The organism is Prosthecobacter sp. (assembly GCF_044222565.1).
Lineage (GTDB): Bacteria > Verrucomicrobiota > Verrucomicrobiia > Verrucomicrobiales > Verrucomicrobiaceae > Prosthecobacter.
Genome location: NZ_JBGANA010000003.1, coordinates 495,086 through 512,671 on the forward strand (window position 1 = coordinate 495,086; position 17,586 = coordinate 512,671).

Sequence of the window (17,586 nt, forward strand, 5' to 3'; positions counted from 1 at the left end):
GCCGGAGTCTTTCGAATATTAACCCTATCTTTTCAACACAAGGAGCAACGCAGATGCAGGACCGCATACCCATATTGCACATGAGCAATTTCTTGCTGGTGACGATCCAGGTGGACATGCATGACAGGCTGGCGCTTCAGCTGCAGGACGACCTGACGGCGAAGATCGCAGACACGGGGGCACGAGGAGTGCTGATTGACATTTCGAGCCTGGAGATGGTGGACTCATTCATCGGACGTGTGCTGGGAAACATCTCGTCCATGTCCCGGGTGCTGGATGCGAAGACGGTGGTGGTGGGCATGCAGCCCGCGGTGGCGATCACGCTGGTGGAGCTGGGGCTGTCGCTGCCAGGCATCCTGACCGCACTGAATGTGTCCAAAGGAATGGAACTGCTGCAGCGAGCCTGAACCTCCACCCCACCTCCCTGTCATGCCCATTTTGAAAAGCGAAGTACAGCCGGTGACGACGGAGAACGACATCGTCTATGTGCGGCAGAATGTACGCAAGTGGGCGGTGGAGATGAAGTTTTCCCTGGTGGAGCAGACGAAGGTGGTGACGGCGGCGAGCGAACTGGCGCGCAATCTTCTCATCTACGGAGGAGGTGGAGAGGTGCGGCTGGAGCAGCTGCAGGAAGGCGTGCGCACGGGACTGAGGGTGGTGTTTGAAGACCGCGGGCCGGGCATCCCGGATGTGGAGCAGGCGCTGAAAGACGGCTTTACGAGCGGGAAGGGCATGGGCCTGGGACTGGGCGGAGCGAAGCGCCTGGTGAGTGACTTCGACATTCACTCCGTCGTGGGAGAGGGAACACGAATCACGACGACCAAATGGCGCTAATTTTTCCGACAAGCACGCGGCGGTCCGCGTTTTTCACCGTGGTCGAGAGATCGCAGGCGGGCGAGGCGCGAAGGCAGGCGGTGATCTGGGCGGAACAGAACGGCTGCAGCAAGGACCTGCAGGGACAGCTTGCGCTGGTGGTGACGGAACTGGCGGGGAACCTGGTGCTTCATACCACGCAAGGAGGCTGTCTGGTATTGCGGCTGGCGGAGGGGCGCGGATCGGAGGCGGTGGAGGTGCTGAGCCTGGACCGCGGGCCGGGGAATGCGAACTTCAACGAGTGCCTGAGGGATGGCTACTCCACAGCCGGAACGTCTGGCATCGGGCTCGGGGTGGTGAGGAGGGCTTCGGAATTTTTTGAGGTGCACTCGCAGGCGGGGGTTGGCACGGCTCTGATGTGCATTGTGGCGTGCAATCCGGTGATGCGGATGCCGAAGCATCAGTTTGGACTGGTGAATGTGCCGGTGAAGGGAGAGGAAGTCTGCGGAGACTCGGGAGCACACTTGGACCTGGGGAACGGGCGGGTGCGGGTGCTGCTGGCAGACGGGCTGGGGCATGGGCCGAATGCAGCGGAGGCGTCCCAGGCGGCGATCAAGGTTTTTACCGCGGAGCCGAGGGCGCAGCTGCCTGACCTGCTGGAAAAGATCCACGACATGCTGAAAGCGACGCGGGGAGCGGCGGTGGCAGTGGCCGAGGTGGACGCGGCGCAGGGCAAGGTGCTCTATGCGGGGGTGGGAAACATCGCGGGATATATTTCACAGCCGGGGAGGGCGGATAACACGCATATGGTATCCATGAACGGGACGCTGGGGGCGGTGCGCTCACGCATCCAGGAGTTCAGCTATCCGTGGGAGGGAGAATCCCTGCTGGTGATGACGAGCGACGGCATCAAAAACCACTGGCGGCTGGACCGGTATGCGGGCATCTCGCACCGGCATCCGAGCCTGGTCGCGGGAATATTGTATCGTGATCATGCGCGGACGACGGATGATGCTACTGTGGCCACGCTGGGATTCCGAAAGCCATGAACAACGACGTCGAAATCATTACGCTGACGACCGTGACGATCGAGACGGAGCCGGACATCGTGACGTGCCGCCAGCAGGCGCGGCATCTGGCCTCCACGCTGGGATTTGACGCGCAGACGCAGGTGCGGATTGCGACTTCGGTCTCGGAGATCGTGCGCAATGCGTACCAGTATGCAGGAGGTGGCAGGGCGGTGTTTTCGGTGGAGACGGACACGAGCGGCAAGCTGAGGCACAATCTGCGGAGGCAGACGCTGGTCATCGACGTGCAGGACCAAGGGCCGGGCATCTCCAACCTGGGCGTGGTGCTGAGCGGAAGCTATAAAAGCGCGACGGGGCTGGGACTGGGAATTCTGGGAGCGCGACGGCTGATGGACGAGGTGGACATCGACTCCTCCTCCCAAGGAAGCCGGGTGACCTTGCGCAAGAACCTGGCGCCGAACCTGCCGCGCAAAACCATAACGGAACTGCGTGCGCTGGCGGCCGCGATGGAACCCCAGGATGCGAAGCCGGCGAGCGTGATCTTTGAAGTGCAGCAGCAGAACAAGGAGCTGCTGGCGGTGATGGAGGAGATCAACCACCGGCAGGATGATCTGGCACGGATGAACAAGGAGCTGGAGGAGACGAACGCGGGAGTGCTGGCGCTGTACGATGAACTGGACACGCTGCACCGCGTGGGACTGCTGCTGGCCTCGAAAATGGATCTGCCGGCGGTGATGCACGCTCTGATCACGGCCACGACGGAGCTGACCGCCGCGGAGATCAGCACCTGCTACCTGTGCGGAATGGAGACGGCGAGATGGGAGAGGTATGCCAATGCGGGCGCCCGTGCGGATGTGCTGCAGCAGCTGCCGGAAGTGCAGCAGGCGGATTTTTTTGGCGAGGCCTTTGGCGCGCGGGGCATGGTGCACATCCCGGACTTCTCGCAGGAGACGGGCCCGAACTGCATGACGCAGTTTGCCGAGGCGCTGGCTCCACGTTTCAAGCTGCGGAGCTGTCTGGCGGTGGCGCTGAAGGACGCAGATGGAAACGTGCTGGGGGTGCTGATTTTTGGCAGCGAAGAGCCGGGCATCTTCACCGAAAGAAGCGAGCGCATCGTGGTCAGCATTGCGGCGCAGGCGACGATAGCGATCGACAATGCGCGGCTGTTCGACAGCGTGAAGGCGGCGAGCGAGGCGAAGGACAAGTTTCTGGCGATGATCAGCCATGAGCTGCGCACGCCGCTGAACCCGGTGCTGAGCATCATCTCCGGGCTGCATGAAAACCCGGGGCTGCCAGAGGCGTTCCGGGAGGACATCGCGGTGGTGCTGCGGAACATCCAGCTGGAGACGCGGCTGATTGACGACTTGCTGGACTTCCACCGGATCATCAAAGGGAACCTGAGCTTTGCCACGGAGCCGGTGGACATGCACGCCATGGTGCGCAACGTGCTGGAGATCTGCCGTGCGGATGTGGAGCAGCGCGGGCACCGGCTGAAAGTGAACCTGGAGGCGGAAAAAAGCGTGGTGGAAGGGGATCCCGCAAGGCTGCAGCAGGTGCTGTGGAACATTCTGAAGAATGCGATCAAATTCACCTCATCGGGAGGAGACATCACAGTGACGACGAGCGTGGAGGACGAAGACACGCTGCTGATCACGATGAATGACAACGGACGCGGGATCGAGGCGGAGATGCTGGGAAGCATTTTCAGCGCCTTTGAGCAAGGCAGCGTGCAGGGGATGACGAGCTTTGGCGGCCTGGGCCTGGGGCTGGCGATCGTGAAGACTTTTGTACTCAAGCACGGGGGCACGGTGGAGGCGAAAAGCCCTGGGCGAGACCTGGGCTCGACCTTTTTTGTGCGTCTGCCCCTGACGAGTGTGTTGGGCGAGACGGACGCGAGCACGAGGCTGAGCAGCGCCAGCGCACAGACGCAGCCGCAGACGACGGGGAGGGTCCTGCTGATCGATGATCATGCGGACACGCTGTGGAGTCTGAGCCGGCTGCTGCTGCGACGTGGTTATGAGGTGACGACTGCGAGCAACTGCGCGGAGGCCGTGAAACTGGCGAGGGAAGGCAGCTTCGATGTGATCATCAGCGACCTAGGGCTGCCGGACGGCTCCGGGCTGGACCTCCTCAAGGACATCCGCGAGTTCGTTGATGCGCCGGCCATCGCGCTGAGCGGATATGGGATGGAGTCTGACATGACGCAGACGCGGGCGGCGGGATTTGCCACGCATCTGACGAAGCCGGTGGATTTTCAGGTGCTGACGGAGGCCCTGCGAGCGCTGGTGAATGTGGAGCGGCGGGGGTGAAGGGAGCTGAAAAGAAGTGGCAATGTCAAAGGTAGCGGAGTGTTGGATTTGCTTTCCTGAGCGATACGGCGTGCACCAAGGTGGCCTCGCCGAGGCCCGGCAACTTTTCGTTTGTGATTCCGTCATCCTCAGAATCAAAACACCTTGAGTTCAGGTTCTCAGCAGCAGCTCTCCAGTTGAGGCTGGCATGAAGACTTCCATTCATTCATGAAGACATGCCAACTCATCCAAACCGGTATGGAGGGTGCGGAACTTGCACAAAAAGAAGGTCATGGCGACTTGCCATGACCTCCTGGGGGTATTGTGCCGAAGCAGAGTGACGGTGCCGATTGAGACTGATGCTTACTCGACAGTCACGGTGTGCTTCATCGAGTCGCCCTGTTTCTCTTTGCTGGGGCTGGTGACCTGGTAGGTGCCGGGCTTCAACTGGACGTGCATGACCTTGGTGTCATTGGCAGCGATGTCCATGTAGAACTTTTCGTCCACACCTTTGCCCTGGATGTGGAAGTTGTGCTTTTCCTTGCCGGTATTTTTCACCAGAAAGGCGGTCTTGCCCGCAGTGAGTTTTTTGGGCAGGGAGATGTCGCTGTCGCTGACGCTGACATCGACCTTTTGAGCATCGGAGTCCGGGGTGACGGCATCGACGAGTGCGCGACCGGCTTTTTTGGTGCCATTTACAAGGGCATGGCCAGCAGCAGCCGTGGCTTCTTCGGTTTTCTGCAGCATGCTCTTGGGTTTTTCGCCGGTGGTTTTGGCGGGGGTTTTATCTTCCGCGGCGGAGTATGAGGCAACTGCGGCGAAAGCCAGAAGGATAAGTGTTGAGGTTTTCATGACCCGTAGATCGGAGCTAGAGATGCGTCTGCGTGCATGTGGCGGATAAGGCAGGACCCTGAGGAGAGGGTAGGAGGGTGGTGTTGAAAGGCGAATGTATGTTTGGACCGATCCAAGTTGTTCCCATGAGATGTGCCAGTCGCGAAATGAATCTGCTAAAGATTGAAGCGAGATGCATGGCCGGGCTTGTGGAGGAATGAGGCAGATGTGAGGGAGATTGCGGTTACTTCCTCTCCACAAAGGTTTTCAAATGCCACTCGCTGGAAGCGGCGATCCGGAGGCGGCATGGGAGTGCCGCGGTTCCGGGGGCACGGGGCCGGGTCACATGACGGCGGTGGAGATGGCGTTGAGCGTGGACATGCGGCGGCAGGATTCAGCGCAGGTGCGGCAGGCCTGTACGCAGGCGTCCATCTCGCCGATTTCGGCGCAGCTGTCTGCGCAGCGGGAGCAGATCTCGGCGCAGACGCCGCAGGTGAGGTGGTGGAGATCTGAGCTGCTGAGCATGAAATTGGCGCTGGTCTGACACATTTCCGCGCAGTTGAGCATGAGGCGGAAGTGGACGGGCTCGGTGTGCCGGCCGCCGGTCTGAAGGCAGTGGTGCATGGCTGTCTCCAAGCAGATGTGGTGGCAGTCGAGGCAGTGTTTGATGCACTGCTCCATGGCGAGGTCCTCGGTTTGATTGATCATGACAGGATGAGAGGCGGAGTTGACAGTGGCTGGCTGTTGTTAGAGCAGCGTGGGCCGGTAGTTGAGGGGCGGAAGGAGTGCCGGGGCGAATGACAGAGCGACGAAAGGGCTGATGGTTGTCCGATGAGGCGGCCGTTAAGGGGGGAGCTTGGCGAGGGTCTCGCGGCCTTTGGTTTTGAGCTCGGGGTCGTCGTGTTCTTTGTTGGGCATGGCGAGACCTTTTTCGAGATAGCGGCGGGCTTCGGTTGTGTTGCCCATCTGTGCGTAGGTGTGGCCGAGTTCGATGTAATGGCGGAGGCGGCGGGGATTGATGGCGATGGCCTGGACGAAGCATTTGACGGCGGCCTCGTTGGTGGTGACGGGGAGCTTGCCGTAGATGAGTCCGCCTAGGGCGCGTTTCACGGCACCGACATTGGCGAGCACCTGATGCCATCGCCCGAGCACGTGCCAGGCGGTGTCGTTTTTGGGGTCGAGGCGGATAGCCTTGTCCGCTGCGGCCTTGATCAGCGGGGTGACTTCGACCTGGATCTTGCTGCTTTCGTAGGGAAGCATTTTGCCATACGTGATGGCGGGGGAGAGCTGGGCCTCGGAGTTTGAAGGGGCGAGCTTTGCTGCACGAAGGCCATAGCCGAGGGAGGAATTGCCGTAACGGATTTTTTCCTCGCTGGAGCGGGCGGAAGAGAGGAGATAACGGTACTGACGCGCGATGCGGAGCAGCAGGGGGACGTTTTCGGGAGCGAGTTTTTCGGCCTGAAGGTAGTAATTCAGCGCTCGGTTTGCCTCAAAGGTGGTGTCATAGATGTCTCCTTTGGCGATGAGTTCCTCGAAGGTCTGAGCGCTGGAGAGGGAGAGAGGGACTACGAGCGTGAAGGCAACGCAGAGCAAGCGGAGGAAGGCTGGAAAATGCATGGCGTGGTCATGATTTGGATTCGAGGATGCGGCCTGCATTGAGGAGCTCGGCTTCGCCCTTGGGACGACCAACGAGCTGGAGGCTGGTCACGGGCACGGTTTTCTTGTGGGACGGCAGCTTGACTGGAACAGCGAGAGCCGGATTGCCGGCGTAGTTGACGCCGACGGTGTTTTGGATGCCGAAAACACGCAGCTCAAAGACGACGCTGGAGCCCCAGAAGGGGAATTTAGGCGGAAGGGTTTGCAGGGTGGGAACGGCGATGAAGTCCACGTGCCTGAGGACATCGCGCAGGGTGCGCTGCCACTGCGCGCGGCGGCCGAGGGCGGCAGCATAGCTGGTGTGGTATTCGACTTCGCCGAGTGCGAAGACAGCCTTGGTGAGGATGCTGACGCCTTTCTGGCCGCTGTACTGGCGGTCGCTGAGCCAGGCATCCGCAGCGGCAATGACCTTGCCGTCTTTCTGAGCCTGCTCCCATTGTTTTTTAAAGGATTCAGGCAGGCGCACGACATGGAAGTTTTTGGCGGCGAGTTTTTCATCGATGGCTTTGTCGATGGCGGCGTCGGTGCCATCGAGATAGAGCCGGCCGATCTTGATCTGGCGGGCTGAGGGCTTCGCGGCGACGGCTTTGGCATAGCGTGAGGCGAAGCCGCGCTGCAGCAGATCCATTCCTTTGACGAGATGGGGGATGTCCCTGGCGAGAGGGCCGACGGTATCGAGGTTTCTGGGGGAAATGGGAAAAACACCCTGAATGGGGACAAGGCCAAAGGTGGTCTTCAGTCCATAGACGCCGCAGCATGCGGCAGGCACGCGGATGGAGCCCGCAGTGTCTGTGCCGAATGCGATGTCCGCCATGCCCGTCTTCACTGCGACCGCGGAGCCGCTGGAGGACCCTCCGGGAATGACCTCGTGACGGCCATCGAAGCGATTGCGCGGGGTGCCGAAGTGGGTGTTTTCTCCGGAGACGGTGACAGCGAATTCCGTGAGATTTGTTTTGCCGACGATGGCGACATTTCGCTCCCTTGCGATCTCGAGGCAGGGAGCATCGCGAGCAGCGGGAGGATTGCTGCCTGCAAGAAAGGCGGAGCCAGCAGTGGTGACGTAGCCTTTGACGTCGATGTTATCCTTCACTGCGAGGCGGAGGCGGCCGGTGTCTTCCATGGAGAGCGGGTGGTAATTGATGAAGGCATGCTGCCTAGCGTGCCTGGCGCGCCGTGCCTCCACGGCGCAGCCATTGATGAAGAGTGCGAGCAGCATGTATGACAGGAACCAAGGGAGACTGCTGCGAGGGTGCATTTTCATCGGGTAAGAGCAGGGGGACGGTGCTGTAGCAAAAGATGACGGGGCGGAAGCAAAGGCGGATGCATTGTTGCCGCCTGAAAGAGGGGAGAAGCATCAGGGGTGCATGTGGCCGTAATGGCGGCCGCCGTAGAGATAGTGACCGCCATGGAAGTAGCGTCCGTTGTAGTAATGACCGTTGTAGGGGAAGCGGCCGGGCTCGTAACGACCACCGTAGTAGTAGCGGTTGTTCTGATGGTAGTAGGGGCCGCGGTAGGCGGGGGGAAGGGCAGTGTAATATCCGGTGCCAACACCGACACCAACACCTCCGACAGGATAGACAGGACCGACACAGGAAGAGAAGGAGAGTGCGAATGCGCAAACCATGAGGACGAGCTGGAATGTTTTCATGAAGCGTGGGGTTTTGAGATGTGCCTTGAATTCGGCGCTGGTAGCGCAGGCGGCTGCATCGTTTGCAAACAATGGCGTAGTCCGGACGAGCAGCGGGCCTGAGGGCGTGGTCATACAGCCGCCTGACGTTTGAGGGGCGATCTACCAAGTGCAGAATACAATACTGCGCCAACCCTCTACGCCCCAACTTTTATGAAAAATCTCATTCTCGCACTGATGTGCACTTCACTCACCTTTTCCTCCTGCAGCAACGGTCCTGCTGCACGCCGAGGCACTGTCATTGGCGCCGTAGGCGGCGGGGTGGCAGGCGGATTGATCGGCCGTGACCTGGGAGGCGTAGCCGTGGGAGCTGGCCTAGGCGCGCTGGCTGGAAACATGATCGGTGGGGCGCGAGACCGTCGCCACTATCGGTACTATCATTGATCATTTCTAATTGATGGCATCTTGTGCCATAAAATGATCGGATAGAACGGCAGCGCAGCCGGGCGGTGCCGCGAGGGGATATTCCATTGATGATATATTATATGGTTTGAGGAGGGAGAGGACGCGGCATGGTTAACACGTCTGTCTAGTGCGATAGAGCAAGCACGAGCTGATGGGGGCGGCGCCAGATCCGGATAAACCTGCTACTGCAGCGCGGTGGGGCTGACCGATGATGTCATCCCGTCTAGATCCTGCGGCGTGCATTTGGATCCGGGTTCGATCATGGTTGCATTCACAAGTTTGAATGGAGGCTGTGCCTTTGTGAGGGGTTGGTGGTCGTTTTGGAGTTTGGCAATCAAGGAAATAAAAAAACGGCGCTGGTGTTCAGCGCCGTTTCTATTGAGGAGTACGGGAAGGGGCCGATAACTAGGAGAAGAGGTGGAGGAGGCGGTGGCCGAGGCTGGTGTGGCTGACTGCATTTAGGCCGCGTTTGACAGCGGAGATTCCATCGTCCGCGAGATCGCTGGCGCGGTCGTAGGCGGGTTCGGCGATGTCGGAGAGTCGGCTCTGGATGTCTTCGAGGATCTGGAGAGCGCGATGCCTTGGGGGAGGCGGAGTGAGAAGTTCGCGGGCGACAATGCCGACTGCGCAGCCGAAGCCAAGCGTGGTCAAGGCGGCGGTGACGGGGTGGCGACGGATAAGGGTCTCCATCTGGCTGAGGAAATTCGCCGCCTTTGGTGCGGGAGTTTCTTCATCGGTGGGAGGAATGGAGGAGGGATCGTTCATAGGACGGAGTTTTGAGGATTGATTGGTGTGGAGGTCTCCGGATTGGCGGAGCAGAGTTCAAAAGCTTTCACCACGCCGAGGGTGAGCAGCGCGGGGCGCAATACGGTGAGCGTTACAGCCGTGACACTGGCGACGAGAAAGCGGGTGGGGACAATGTGGAGAAACATTCCGATACCCAGCGCGGCGGCCATGGCTTTGGCGGGATCATTGCGTGCGATGGACTCGGCGTCGTTCACCAGACGATGAACAAAGTCTTCGGCGGGTTTGATGGGGGCTTCTGTATTCATAGGATTATGGTGGAATGTGGTATCATTGAGAGCGTGCAGCGCGGGTGAAGGCAGCAAATCGCCTGCGGGAGACGGGCTTGGTGCGGGGCATACGGCTTTTCGCGGAAACGAGCATGGCGTTGTGGCGTGTCTTTTCAGAGACGCGGCCAGATTTCTGCAGAGGCAGGGGAAAACCTGCGCGGCGGTCTTTTGAAAGGCCGATGACGATCGCCTGCCGGGTGTAGCGCACGCCATGGGCGCCTTTGCGAAAGAGATCGCTCTCTTCGCGAACAAATTTACTGGCCAGGGTGTAGGCGGACTTTCCTCCCAAATGGTCGCGATGTGCTTGCTCTATGGCGGGTTTCCCTGGCATGCCTGTGTTTCGAAGTTCGCGAGAGAAGCGGACGGATGAATTCTGTGCGACTGAAGGAGACTGCTGGGAGGGAAGGATTTTCTTCCATCCACAGCGAATGAATCAGCCGATTGGAGGGTGAAGGAAAGCTAACCCCCCCTATCCAAATGAAACTCCAATCTCTTGCTCTTATTGCTACGATCGGGCTGGCGCTCACAAGCTGCGCCGGTCATCTGCCAAACACCTCTCCAGCGTACTACAATCCGAACTGCTACGCGAACGTGTATGAACATCCCGGCTTCCGGGGCGGTGTGCTTCAACTGACGGGACCATCTTCGTATTCCAGCCTGAAAATGTTGCAGGGGCGTGACTGGGACAACACGATCGGCAGTGTGCAGACGGGGCCAGGATGCTGGATCGTGCTGTATAAAGACAAAGATTTCCGGGACCAGAGCATGGTGATCGGACCGAACACCACGACCGGAAACCTGGGCGATATGAACGACCAAGCAGAGTCGATCAAGATCTTTGACCGTCCGCCTTATTGAGAAGGCCTGTTCAAGCGAAAGTTGCATTTGCGCTGTCAGATGCGACCGATCTTCCCATCCGAGCGCCGCGCGCATGTACTGGCATGAGCGCGGCGCAACTCAATCCACCCAGGCCATGAAAGACAACCTGCCTCCGCCGCAAAGCACCTCCGGAGGAAATATTTTGCGATGCATCGAGCGCTCCTACTGGACCGGGGCGCAGTTTCGGGCGACGCGTGCCGACCCAAGAAAGGTACTGGCTGCGCAGCAGGGGAGGTTGCGGGAACTGCTGCAGACGGTGAGTGTACGGTCTGCCTTCTACCGCGAAAAATTCCGGCACCTGGATGTAAAAACCGCGGACTTGGCGGTGCTTCCAGTAACGACGAAGTCGGAGATGATGGCGCACTTTGACCAGGTAGTGACGGACCCCGCGATCAGCCGCGCGGGAGTGGAAGAATTCATTGAAGACAGCCGAAATGTACCGGTACCGTTTCTGGGGAAGTATAGTGTTTCTCACACGTCTGGGAGCCAGGGACAGCCGACGCTGATCGTGCAGAACCAGCGGGTGCTGGATTTGCTGTTTGCTTTTCAGATGACGCGGGGGCACTACGGGCACAGGGGAGGATTTATGGGACTCATTGATGCGATGTGCATCCTGCGTGAGCCCGCACGGCTGGCGGTGGTGATCAATCAACAGGGATTTTTTCCATCGGCGTGGGTGTGGAAGCGACTGCCGCAGTACATGCATGCGTTCATGAAGTTCTTGTTTGTATCCGGGACGGACCCTGATCTGGTGAACAAGATCAATGATTTCAGCCCGAACGTTCTGAGCTCCACACCGACAACGCTGGACCTACTGTCGCTGAAGATCGATCAGTTCCGGCTTCCGAAACTGAGGCAGGTGGTGACATGGAGTGAAACGCTGACCGTGCCTGCGCGAAGGAGAATCAGCGAGGCATTTCGGGTGCCGGTGATGGACAACTATGCCGCTGGGGAGTGCATGTTTTTAACGAACGGGTGTCCAGCGGGGCCGGGTGCGCATGTGAATGCGGACTGGGCGATCGTGGAAGTGGTGGATGAACAAAACCGGCCGGTGCCTCCCGGAGAACTTGGGCACAAGGTGCTGCTGACTAATCTGGCCAACACGGTTCAGCCGTTCATCCGATATGAAATCGGTGACAGGCTGGTGATGGCCACGGAACCGTGCTCGTGCGGCAACCGCATGCCGAAAATCGAAAAGATCGTGGGGCGCGCAGCGGATTTTTTCTGGGTGCGTGTGGGAACTGGATTCCGGCCGCTGACAGCATACCCTTTTCAGCATGCGTTTGACTATCGGCGCGAGGTGCGGGAGTGGCAGGCGGAGCAGGTGGAGCGCAACAGCATCGTGGTGCGGCTGGAGCCGATACCGGGTGCAGTGGCGGATGTGGTGTCGGCTCGGAAAAGGCTGGATGAACGGCTGGCACTGGTGGGTCTGCGTGACGAATTGGACATCCGCATCGAGAGTGTGCCGAGGCTGTTGACGGACGTGCATACCGCGAAGTTTCGGCGCATGATAAGCCGCGTGGGGATACCAGAGGACCTGGATGGAGGTATGCGGCAGGTGGCGGAGGATTTCGCGCAGGCAGCGGTGCAGGTGTGAGGTGTTACTTCATCGGAGTGCCGCGGTATGGAGAGAGTCGCTGTGACTTGGGTGGGGAATTTGTGAGGTATGGTTTTCCCCATAGTCAGCACCGGGAGCGACAGTGAGTGGGAACCAAAAATTATGGCGCTGATGCGGGGCATCAGCGCCATGACTATCGGGAGTGCCTGTGGATGGCGGGGAAGGTGATATGACTCTTCGTGAGAGGTGCTTGTCTTAAACTCTCGGCACCCTGCGGCCCATCACGAGGGAGATGAGGAAGAGGATGAGGAAGAGTGTAAAGAGCACCTGGGCGATTCCAGAGGCTGTGCCGGCGATGCCGCCGAAGCCAAGGATGCCCGCGATGAGTGCGATGATGAGGAAGGTAACAGCCCAAGATAACATATTGTCTCCTTTTGTTTGTTGTTGATAGATTCGCAGCGGGTGGCGCAGATGGGTGTATGACATAGTGGAAAAATGGGGGCGAGGCCATCGTGTCCCGTGAAGGCAAGTGGTGGTGGGCAAATATCTTTTGGCGAAGAGAAGGGGCATGCAGCCGACTGGGAGGACGGAAAACGATCTCATCGCATGGAGTTCAAAAACTTTGCCAGCCGAATGAAGGATGCGGCCCTACAGGGGCTGGCGAAATGGTTTGCGAATCATTACGGGCTGAAGCGTTTTGGGCGCATCCTGGAACTGCGGCTAAACAGCGTGGCGGAGGAGATATTCGTAGTGCTGGAGTTGCATGGGGAGCTGACGCCGATCGAGCTGACGACGCAGTACCGTGTGGTGGGGCCGACTCAGCTGGAGATCGGTACGGTGAAGGCTTCAAGGCAGTGGATTGAGGAGGTGATCAATCATGTGATCCCAGCGGAGCAGAAATGCCTGACGGTTCCGACTGCTGTAACGAAGGCGGTATCGAAGGTGGGTAAGTAAGGAGTGGGCGCTGGGAGGCGTCGAATGTGAGGGAGGGGAGCGGCATTGCCGGATGAAAATGGGCCGGATACCAGAAGGTAACATGCGAGGTTGCAGTGATGGTAGGGGAATGCCTGAGAGTGCTGGAGAATAAAGTGGTGAAGAATAAACCCATCCGGGAAGGGGGGCATCTTCGATAAATCTTCAACCAACCTTAAAACCCATGAAAAACATTCTCTTCGTCATTCTCGCAGCAGGTTCTCTGATGAGCGTCAGCTGCAACAAGCAAAAGCAAGCCATCGACAACCAGACCGATGCCACCAAGACGGCGATCGACCACCAAAAGGATGCTGTGGACGCTGCGGCCAAAGAGGCGAAACAGCAGGCGGACATCAATGCCAAGATCGAGAAAGCCAACATCGAAGCCAAGCAGGCAGCTGACCAGGCCCAGCTGGACGCAGACAAGAAGAAGGCGGAAGCCGATGCTGCTGCGGCGAAAGCCAAGGTCGATGCCGAAAAGAAATAACGGCGGAGCGCCTTCAAGAGGCTGCCGCGAATTCCCAACACACCCACACACAACTACAACAAACCTATGAAAACATCCTCTACACGCATGGTACTTCTTGTTCTCGCGTCTGCCGTCTGGTCCTTTGCAGCCACGAGCTGCCGGACGGTCCGCGGCTTCGGCCAGGACGTCGAGCACGTCGGCGGCCATATCGAGCATGCCGCTCGCTAAACAACGACGGTCTTGATCCAGGAGAGCGTTGCTGCGGAAGCCTGAGAGGGCTTTTCACAACGCTCTTTTCATTTTAGTCGCATATCAGACACCACTCATTTTTTGAGCCAGACAAACCTATTCCGTTCACACAGCACCATGAAAGCAATCGCCATTATTTTGATCGCCATCGGCATCGTCGCCCTGACATACCAAGGATTCTCATACACCACCACAGAGAAGGCGGTGGACTTGGGACCGATCCAGGTGACCGCAGAAAAGAAGCATACGGTGCCGCTTCCCCCGGTGCTCGGAGGGATAGCGCTGATCGGCGGCATTGTGCTGCTGGTGAGCTCGAAGGGAAAGTAGAAGAGAAGGCGTGCAGCCGGATGGAATGCACCCATCCGGCAACGGCGCAGAGGGAGAATAAGACAGGCCGGGACGCTCTGCAACGCCGACCAACCGATCGACCGATCTAGCCATGGATACATTCAACCGCACGCTGACGCATTTCTTGAAGTTCTTCAGCGCGCTGCTGGTGATCGCCACACTTTACCTGGGGCGGGACATTCTTATTCCGCTGGCGCTGGCGAGTTTGTTTACCTTTCTGCTGAATCCGATGGTGAAGCGGCTGTGCCGATGGGGGATCCCTAGAATGCTGAGCCTGGGAATAGTAACAGTGGCCTGCTTTTCGACGCTGGCTATGGTGGCCTGGCTTCTGGGCGGGGAGCTGGCGAGCCTGGCGAAGGACCTGCCAAACCACCAGCAAAACATCCAGCGACATGTGGATTCATTCAAAAAGCTGGGGGACAATCGAGAGATCCAGCGGCTGCGCCAGATGGTGGGAGACATGAGCGGAGGCGGTGGAAGCCAGGCCGGAGTGAGCACGACAGAGACTGGAGAAGAACCAGCGACCCGGCCAGTCGGGCAGGCGGCTCCCCCTCCGATGCCTGCGCCGCCGCCGAGCGGAGAACCGGCCATGGTGAAGGTGCTGAACATGGCGGTGTCCACGCTCGCGGACGGACTTGGGATGGCAACAGTGGTGATACTTTTTGTGGTCTTCATGCTGCTGCGTCTGAACGACATCAGCCAGCGGGTGGCAAGGCTTGTAGGATATAGCAGGCTGACGCTGACGACGAAGGCGATGGATGAGTCTGGAGACCGGATCAGCCGGTACCTGCTGATGCAAGGGTCCGTGAATGCGTCGTACGGGATGGTGCTGAGCCTGGGGCTGCATGTGATAGGGCTGCCGTATGTACTACTGTGGGGAGTGCTGGCGGCGATCTCGCGTTTCATTCCATACGTCGGTGCGTGGATGGTGGCGGCGCTGCTGGTGGGGCTGAGTCTGGCGATGTCCGACGGCTGGTCGCAGACACTGGTGGTGATAGGCTTCATCGTTACTCTGGAGCTCCTGACAAACATGCTGGTGGAGCCACTGCTCTATGGGCACAGCGTTGGCATCTCTGATTTTGCGCTGCTGCTGGCGATCGCATTCTGGACGTGGATTTGGGGCGGGGTGGGGCTCTTGCTGGCGACGCCGCTGACCGTGTGCTTTGTGGTGTTTTGCAAACATGCGCCGTCTTTTGAGTGGGTGGACATCCTGATGGGAGAGAATCCGCTGCCGCAGCCGCACCTGAGCTACTACCAGTATCAGCTGGCGGGCAATGAAGATGCGGCGCAGGAGCTGCTGGAGCAGTCGCTGCGGAAGGACGGGCTGGATGCCACGATGGACGGCATCGCGCTGCCGGCGCTGGCGCTGACACGTCGTGAAGAGGTGCTGGGCAAGCTGGATACGGACGAGGCGGAGGAGATATACGCCGGGATGCGCAGTTCCTCCGCACTGCTGAGAGTGGAGGCTGAAGAAGCGATGGAGAAGGAGCAGAAAAAGAAAGATGTGAGCAAGGATGGAGAAACAGTGCGAAGCAATGCGCCGGTGGTGAATGTCTATGGCCGGGCTCTGCATGGAGAGCCGGATGCACAGGCTCTGGAAATGCTGGCGCTGATGCTTCCTGAGGGGCTGGCGCTCGAGGTGGCTGCAGAGCCGCGACTGATCGGCGAACTGGTAAAGGAACTGGAAGCTAAGAAACCCGCGGCGGTGTGCATAAGCGCGCTGCCATTGCGGGCGCAGCTGGATGCCAAGACGCTTTGCCGGAGGCTGCGCGGGAAGCTTCCCGAGCTCAAGATCCTGGTATGCCACTGGACGCTGCCGGGGCAGGAGCCGTCAGATCCTAAACCGCTGCGCGAGGCGGGCGCCACCTGGGTGGCATCTTCGCTTAAAGAAGCGCGGGAAATCCTTGCGCGACTTTTGGCATAGACCAACTCTCAAAAATCTTGTCAGATTGCAAGGACGGAGGAGCGGCCCCATAGGCTGCGTTAGTCGCTTGCCTGTTATTCTTCAATAGCAGGCGGTACCGGGGCCGATGCGCTCGCCAGTTCAATGTGACAATCTTTTCGAGAACTGGTCTAGAAGGAATCAACATGCCGTTCGTTTCACATGCCAATGCATGCGCAAACACAACCGCAACTCAGCACTCCAGACGGGCATGTCTTTGGCTGGCATGACACAGGTGAAGATTTTCTCAAGGCGGAGCTGGAGGCACTGGCCGGTGCGCGCAGCAAAATATTGCTGGAACAGTACATTTTCCGCGCCTCGCCGGTGGGAGAGAGGTTTCGAGATGCGCTGACGGACGCGTCGCGGCGTGGAGTGAAGGTGACTGTGATGCTGGATGACGTGGGCTGCTGGGGGCTGCCGCACAACTATTTCAAGGAGATGACGGAGCTGGGCGGAAAGCTGGTGTGGTTTAATCCCGTGCGCTGGAGGTTTTGGTCGTTCAGGGATCACCGAAAGCTGCTGGTGGTGGATGACGAGATGGCATTCATGGGCGGGTGCAACATCGCGCCCGAGTATGACGGAGATGGAGTTGCCACGGGATGGCGGGACGGAGGGATCTCGGTAAGAGGGCCTGTGGTGAAACAACTGATCCAGGCCTTCGAAGCGCAGGTGGAGATTGCGGGAAATCGAATCTGGAGGGTGCGGAGGAAGAGCCGCAGCGGATGGATGCAGGAGGGGGCGGATGTGTCCCTGCTGCTGACGCGACCGGGGCTGCAGCAGGGAGCGCTGCAGCGGGCGCTGCGGGGCGACCTGCTGCATGCAAAGGAAGTCTTCATAACGATGGCGTACTTTCTGCCCGTGGGAAAGTTCAAGCGGATGTTGCTGCATGCGGCGAAGGTGGCCCGGCATTTCCAGATGCTGCTGCCAGGGAAGAGTGATGTGCCCCTCCTGCAGGTGGCGGCGCGGGCGCTGTACTCCAATTTTCAACGGAGGGGCGCGGAAATCTACGAATACCAGCCGCAGGTGGTGCATGCGAAGGTGGTGGTGGTGGATGACATCGTGTATGTCGGATCTTCCAACATGGACCCGCGGAGTCTGGGGATTAACTTTGAGATTATGCTGAGAATCCGGTGCGCGGAGCTGGCTCGGCTGGCGAGGAGCACGTTTGAACGGGACCTCAGACACAGTGTGAGGGTGCATCCACTCTCGTGGAAGAAAGCATCCAGCTGGTGGCAGCGCCTGAAGCAAAAGGTGGCCCGGCTGATTTTCACGCGGCTGGACCTGGGAGTGGCACAGTTGTTTGTACAAAAGAAAGAGAGAACGGCAGCCCGTGCAGGAGACAAAAACAAGGAGACGCGCAGGGGAAGCGAGGCTTCGGCGTGATATTG

At 59.2% G+C, this 17,586-nt stretch carries 22 protein-coding genes; 13 read left to right on the forward strand and 9 right to left on the reverse strand.

Annotated features, from left to right (window positions below):
- Nucleotides 1–53: 53 nt before the first annotated feature.
- Genes ACILSR_RS06400 through ACILSR_RS06415 form a run of 4 tightly spaced genes read left to right on the forward strand, consistent with a single transcriptional unit; the run spans nt 54 to nt 4,150 of the window.
- Nucleotides 54–407, forward strand: coding sequence for an STAS domain-containing protein (locus ACILSR_RS06400; RefSeq protein ID WP_395748902.1), 354 nt, complete (start codon nt 54–56; stop codon nt 405–407).
- Nucleotides 408–429: 22 nt separating this feature from the next.
- The gene (locus ACILSR_RS06405; protein WP_395748903.1) at nt 430–834 is read left to right on the forward strand and encodes an anti-sigma regulatory factor; all 405 of its coding nucleotides are present in this window, start codon (nt 430–432) and stop codon (nt 832–834) included.
- 38 nt (nt 835–872) lie between these two features.
- Nucleotides 873–1,862: a SpoIIE family protein phosphatase gene (locus ACILSR_RS06410; protein ID WP_395748904.1), complete on the forward strand. Its 990-nt coding sequence runs from the start codon at nt 873–875 to the stop codon at nt 1,860–1,862.
- The gene (locus ACILSR_RS06415) at nt 1,859–4,150 is read left to right on the forward strand and encodes an ATP-binding protein (RefSeq protein ID WP_395748905.1); all 2,292 of its coding nucleotides are present in this window, start codon (nt 1,859–1,861) and stop codon (nt 4,148–4,150) included. The genes ACILSR_RS06410 and ACILSR_RS06415 overlap by 4 nt, the downstream gene beginning before the upstream one ends.
- Before the next feature lie 342 nt (nt 4,151–4,492).
- On the opposite strand, the gene ACILSR_RS06420 is transcribed toward ACILSR_RS06415, so the two are convergent.
- From ACILSR_RS06420 to ACILSR_RS06440, 5 genes are all read right to left on the reverse strand, one after another.
- Nucleotides 4,493–4,981, reverse strand: coding sequence for a hypothetical protein (locus tag ACILSR_RS06420; RefSeq protein WP_395748906.1), 489 nt, complete (start codon nt 4,979–4,981; stop codon nt 4,493–4,495).
- A gap of 321 nt (nt 4,982–5,302) precedes the next feature.
- Complete coding sequence (locus tag ACILSR_RS06425) at nt 5,303–5,668, reverse strand: four-helix bundle copper-binding protein (protein ID WP_395748907.1); 366 nt, start codon at nt 5,666–5,668, stop codon at nt 5,303–5,305.
- A gap of 135 nt (nt 5,669–5,803) precedes the next feature.
- Nucleotides 5,804–6,577 carry a tetratricopeptide repeat protein gene (locus ACILSR_RS06430; protein WP_395748908.1) on the reverse strand — a complete coding sequence of 258 codons (774 nt, stop codon included), beginning with the start codon at nt 6,575–6,577 and terminating at the stop codon, nt 5,804–5,806.
- Nucleotides 6,578–6,584: 7 nt separating this feature from the next.
- Nucleotides 6,585–7,832 carry an amidase gene (locus tag ACILSR_RS06435; protein WP_395748909.1) on the reverse strand — a complete coding sequence of 416 codons (1,248 nt, stop codon included), beginning with the start codon at nt 7,830–7,832 and terminating at the stop codon, nt 6,585–6,587.
- Between the two features lie 138 nt (nt 7,833–7,970).
- Nucleotides 7,971–8,264, reverse strand: coding sequence for a hypothetical protein (locus ACILSR_RS06440; protein ID WP_395748910.1), 294 nt, complete (start codon nt 8,262–8,264; stop codon nt 7,971–7,973).
- A 192-nt stretch (nt 8,265–8,456) separates the two neighbouring features.
- On the opposite strand from ACILSR_RS06440, the gene ACILSR_RS06445 reads away from it, so the two are divergent.
- Nucleotides 8,457–8,687 carry a glycine zipper 2TM domain-containing protein gene (locus ACILSR_RS06445; RefSeq protein WP_395748911.1) on the forward strand — a complete coding sequence of 77 codons (231 nt, stop codon included), beginning with the start codon at nt 8,457–8,459 and terminating at the stop codon, nt 8,685–8,687.
- 426 nt (nt 8,688–9,113) lie between these two features.
- Here ACILSR_RS06445 and ACILSR_RS06450 read toward each other — a convergent pair whose 3' ends face one another.
- From ACILSR_RS06450 to ACILSR_RS06460, 3 genes are read right to left on the reverse strand one after another with little or no spacing between them, the layout of a single operon-like run.
- Nucleotides 9,114–9,473, reverse strand: a complete 360-nt coding sequence (locus ACILSR_RS06450; RefSeq protein WP_395748912.1) for a hypothetical protein — start codon at nt 9,471–9,473, stop codon at nt 9,114–9,116.
- Entirely contained in the window at nt 9,470–9,760 is a 291-nt protein-coding gene (locus ACILSR_RS06455; RefSeq protein ID WP_395748913.1) for a hypothetical protein, read from the reverse strand. The genes ACILSR_RS06450 and ACILSR_RS06455 overlap by 4 nt, the downstream gene beginning before the upstream one ends.
- Before the next feature lie 22 nt (nt 9,761–9,782).
- Complete coding sequence (locus tag ACILSR_RS06460; RefSeq protein ID WP_395748914.1) at nt 9,783–10,112, reverse strand: transcription elongation factor; 330 nt, start codon at nt 10,110–10,112, stop codon at nt 9,783–9,785.
- 146 nt (nt 10,113–10,258) lie between these two features.
- Between ACILSR_RS06460 and ACILSR_RS06465 the strand changes: the two genes are divergently transcribed.
- Nucleotides 10,259–10,639 carry a peptidase inhibitor family I36 protein gene (locus ACILSR_RS06465; protein WP_395748915.1) on the forward strand — a complete coding sequence of 127 codons (381 nt, stop codon included), beginning with the start codon at nt 10,259–10,261 and terminating at the stop codon, nt 10,637–10,639.
- Between the two features lie 115 nt (nt 10,640–10,754).
- Complete coding sequence (locus ACILSR_RS06470; RefSeq protein ID WP_395748916.1) at nt 10,755–12,257, forward strand: phenylacetate--CoA ligase family protein; 1,503 nt, start codon at nt 10,755–10,757, stop codon at nt 12,255–12,257.
- Nucleotides 12,258–12,473: 216 nt separating this feature from the next.
- Here ACILSR_RS06470 and ACILSR_RS06475 read toward each other — a convergent pair whose 3' ends face one another.
- Complete coding sequence (locus tag ACILSR_RS06475; protein ID WP_395740903.1) at nt 12,474–12,641, reverse strand: DUF1328 domain-containing protein; 168 nt, start codon at nt 12,639–12,641, stop codon at nt 12,474–12,476.
- Nucleotides 12,642–12,824: 183 nt separating this feature from the next.
- Between ACILSR_RS06475 and ACILSR_RS06480 the strand changes: the two genes are divergently transcribed.
- The 6 genes from ACILSR_RS06480 to ACILSR_RS06505 all read left to right on the forward strand — a co-directional run bounded on the left by ACILSR_RS06480 (nt 12,825) and on the right by ACILSR_RS06505 (nt 17,581).
- A complete protein-coding gene (locus ACILSR_RS06480; protein WP_395748917.1) occupies nt 12,825–13,172 on the forward strand; it encodes a hypothetical protein in 348 nt (115 codons plus the stop codon).
- Nucleotides 13,173–13,374: 202 nt separating this feature from the next.
- Nucleotides 13,375–13,677, forward strand: coding sequence for a hypothetical protein (locus tag ACILSR_RS06485; protein WP_395748918.1), 303 nt, complete (start codon nt 13,375–13,377; stop codon nt 13,675–13,677).
- An 87-nt stretch (nt 13,678–13,764) separates the two neighbouring features.
- Entirely contained in the window at nt 13,765–13,887 is a 123-nt protein-coding gene (locus tag ACILSR_RS06490; protein WP_395748919.1) for an entericidin A/B family lipoprotein, read from the forward strand.
- A gap of 138 nt (nt 13,888–14,025) precedes the next feature.
- The gene (locus ACILSR_RS06495; RefSeq protein WP_395748920.1) at nt 14,026–14,235 is read left to right on the forward strand and encodes a DUF3185 domain-containing protein; all 210 of its coding nucleotides are present in this window, start codon (nt 14,026–14,028) and stop codon (nt 14,233–14,235) included.
- A gap of 112 nt (nt 14,236–14,347) precedes the next feature.
- Nucleotides 14,348–16,180, forward strand: a complete 1,833-nt coding sequence (locus ACILSR_RS06500; protein ID WP_395748921.1) for an AI-2E family transporter — start codon at nt 14,348–14,350, stop codon at nt 16,178–16,180.
- A 186-nt stretch (nt 16,181–16,366) separates the two neighbouring features.
- Entirely contained in the window at nt 16,367–17,581 is a 1,215-nt protein-coding gene (locus tag ACILSR_RS06505; protein ID WP_395748922.1) for a phosphatidylserine/phosphatidylglycerophosphate/cardiolipin synthase family protein, read from the forward strand.
- Nucleotides 17,582–17,586 lie beyond the last annotated feature (5 nt).

Bases quoted from the DNA above. Each gene is read 5' to 3' on its own strand.
- ACILSR_RS06445 (WP_395748911.1), top strand. From the start codon at position 8,457: ATGAAAAATCTCATTCTCGCACTGATGTGCACTTCACTCACCTTTTCC.
- ACILSR_RS06485 (WP_395748918.1), top strand. From the start codon at position 13,375: ATGAAAAACATTCTCTTCGTCATTCTCGCAGCAGGTTCTCTGATGAGC.
- ACILSR_RS06465 (WP_395748915.1), top strand. From the start codon at position 10,259: ATGAAACTCCAATCTCTTGCTCTTATTGCTACGATCGGGCTGGCGCTC.
- ACILSR_RS06425 (WP_395748907.1), bottom strand. From the start codon at position 5,668: ATGATCAATCAAACCGAGGACCTCGCCATGGAGCAGTGCATCAAACAC.
- ACILSR_RS06415 (WP_395748905.1), top strand. From the start codon at position 1,859: ATGAACAACGACGTCGAAATCATTACGCTGACGACCGTGACGATCGAG.
- ACILSR_RS06495 (WP_395748920.1), top strand. From the start codon at position 14,026: ATGAAAGCAATCGCCATTATTTTGATCGCCATCGGCATCGTCGCCCTG.
- ACILSR_RS06450 (WP_395748912.1), bottom strand. From the start codon at position 9,473: ATGAACGATCCCTCCTCCATTCCTCCCACCGATGAAGAAACTCCCGCA.
- ACILSR_RS06455 (WP_395748913.1), bottom strand. From the start codon at position 9,760: ATGAATACAGAAGCCCCCATCAAACCCGCCGAAGACTTTGTTCATCGT.
- ACILSR_RS06430 (WP_395748908.1), bottom strand. From the start codon at position 6,577: ATGCATTTTCCAGCCTTCCTCCGCTTGCTCTGCGTTGCCTTCACGCTC.
- ACILSR_RS06490 (WP_395748919.1), top strand. From the start codon at position 13,765: ATGGTACTTCTTGTTCTCGCGTCTGCCGTCTGGTCCTTTGCAGCCACG.
- ACILSR_RS06400 (WP_395748902.1), top strand. From the start codon at position 54: ATGCAGGACCGCATACCCATATTGCACATGAGCAATTTCTTGCTGGTG.
- ACILSR_RS06475 (WP_395740903.1), bottom strand. From the start codon at position 12,641: ATGTTATCTTGGGCTGTTACCTTCCTCATCATCGCACTCATCGCGGGC.
- ACILSR_RS06440 (WP_395748910.1), bottom strand. From the start codon at position 8,264: ATGAAAACATTCCAGCTCGTCCTCATGGTTTGCGCATTCGCACTCTCC.
- ACILSR_RS06435 (WP_395748909.1), bottom strand. From the start codon at position 7,832: ATGCTGCTCGCACTCTTCATCAATGGCTGCGCCGTGGAGGCACGGCGC.
- ACILSR_RS06460 (WP_395748914.1), bottom strand. From the start codon at position 10,112: ATGCCAGGGAAACCCGCCATAGAGCAAGCACATCGCGACCATTTGGGA.
- ACILSR_RS06470 (WP_395748916.1), top strand. From the start codon at position 10,755: ATGAAAGACAACCTGCCTCCGCCGCAAAGCACCTCCGGAGGAAATATT.
- ACILSR_RS06480 (WP_395748917.1), top strand. From the start codon at position 12,825: ATGGAGTTCAAAAACTTTGCCAGCCGAATGAAGGATGCGGCCCTACAG.
- ACILSR_RS06500 (WP_395748921.1), top strand. From the start codon at position 14,348: ATGGATACATTCAACCGCACGCTGACGCATTTCTTGAAGTTCTTCAGC.
- ACILSR_RS06420 (WP_395748906.1), bottom strand. From the start codon at position 4,981: ATGAAAACCTCAACACTTATCCTTCTGGCTTTCGCCGCAGTTGCCTCA.
- ACILSR_RS06405 (WP_395748903.1), top strand. From the start codon at position 430: ATGCCCATTTTGAAAAGCGAAGTACAGCCGGTGACGACGGAGAACGAC.
- ACILSR_RS06505 (WP_395748922.1), top strand. From the start codon at position 16,367: ATGCATGCGCAAACACAACCGCAACTCAGCACTCCAGACGGGCATGTC.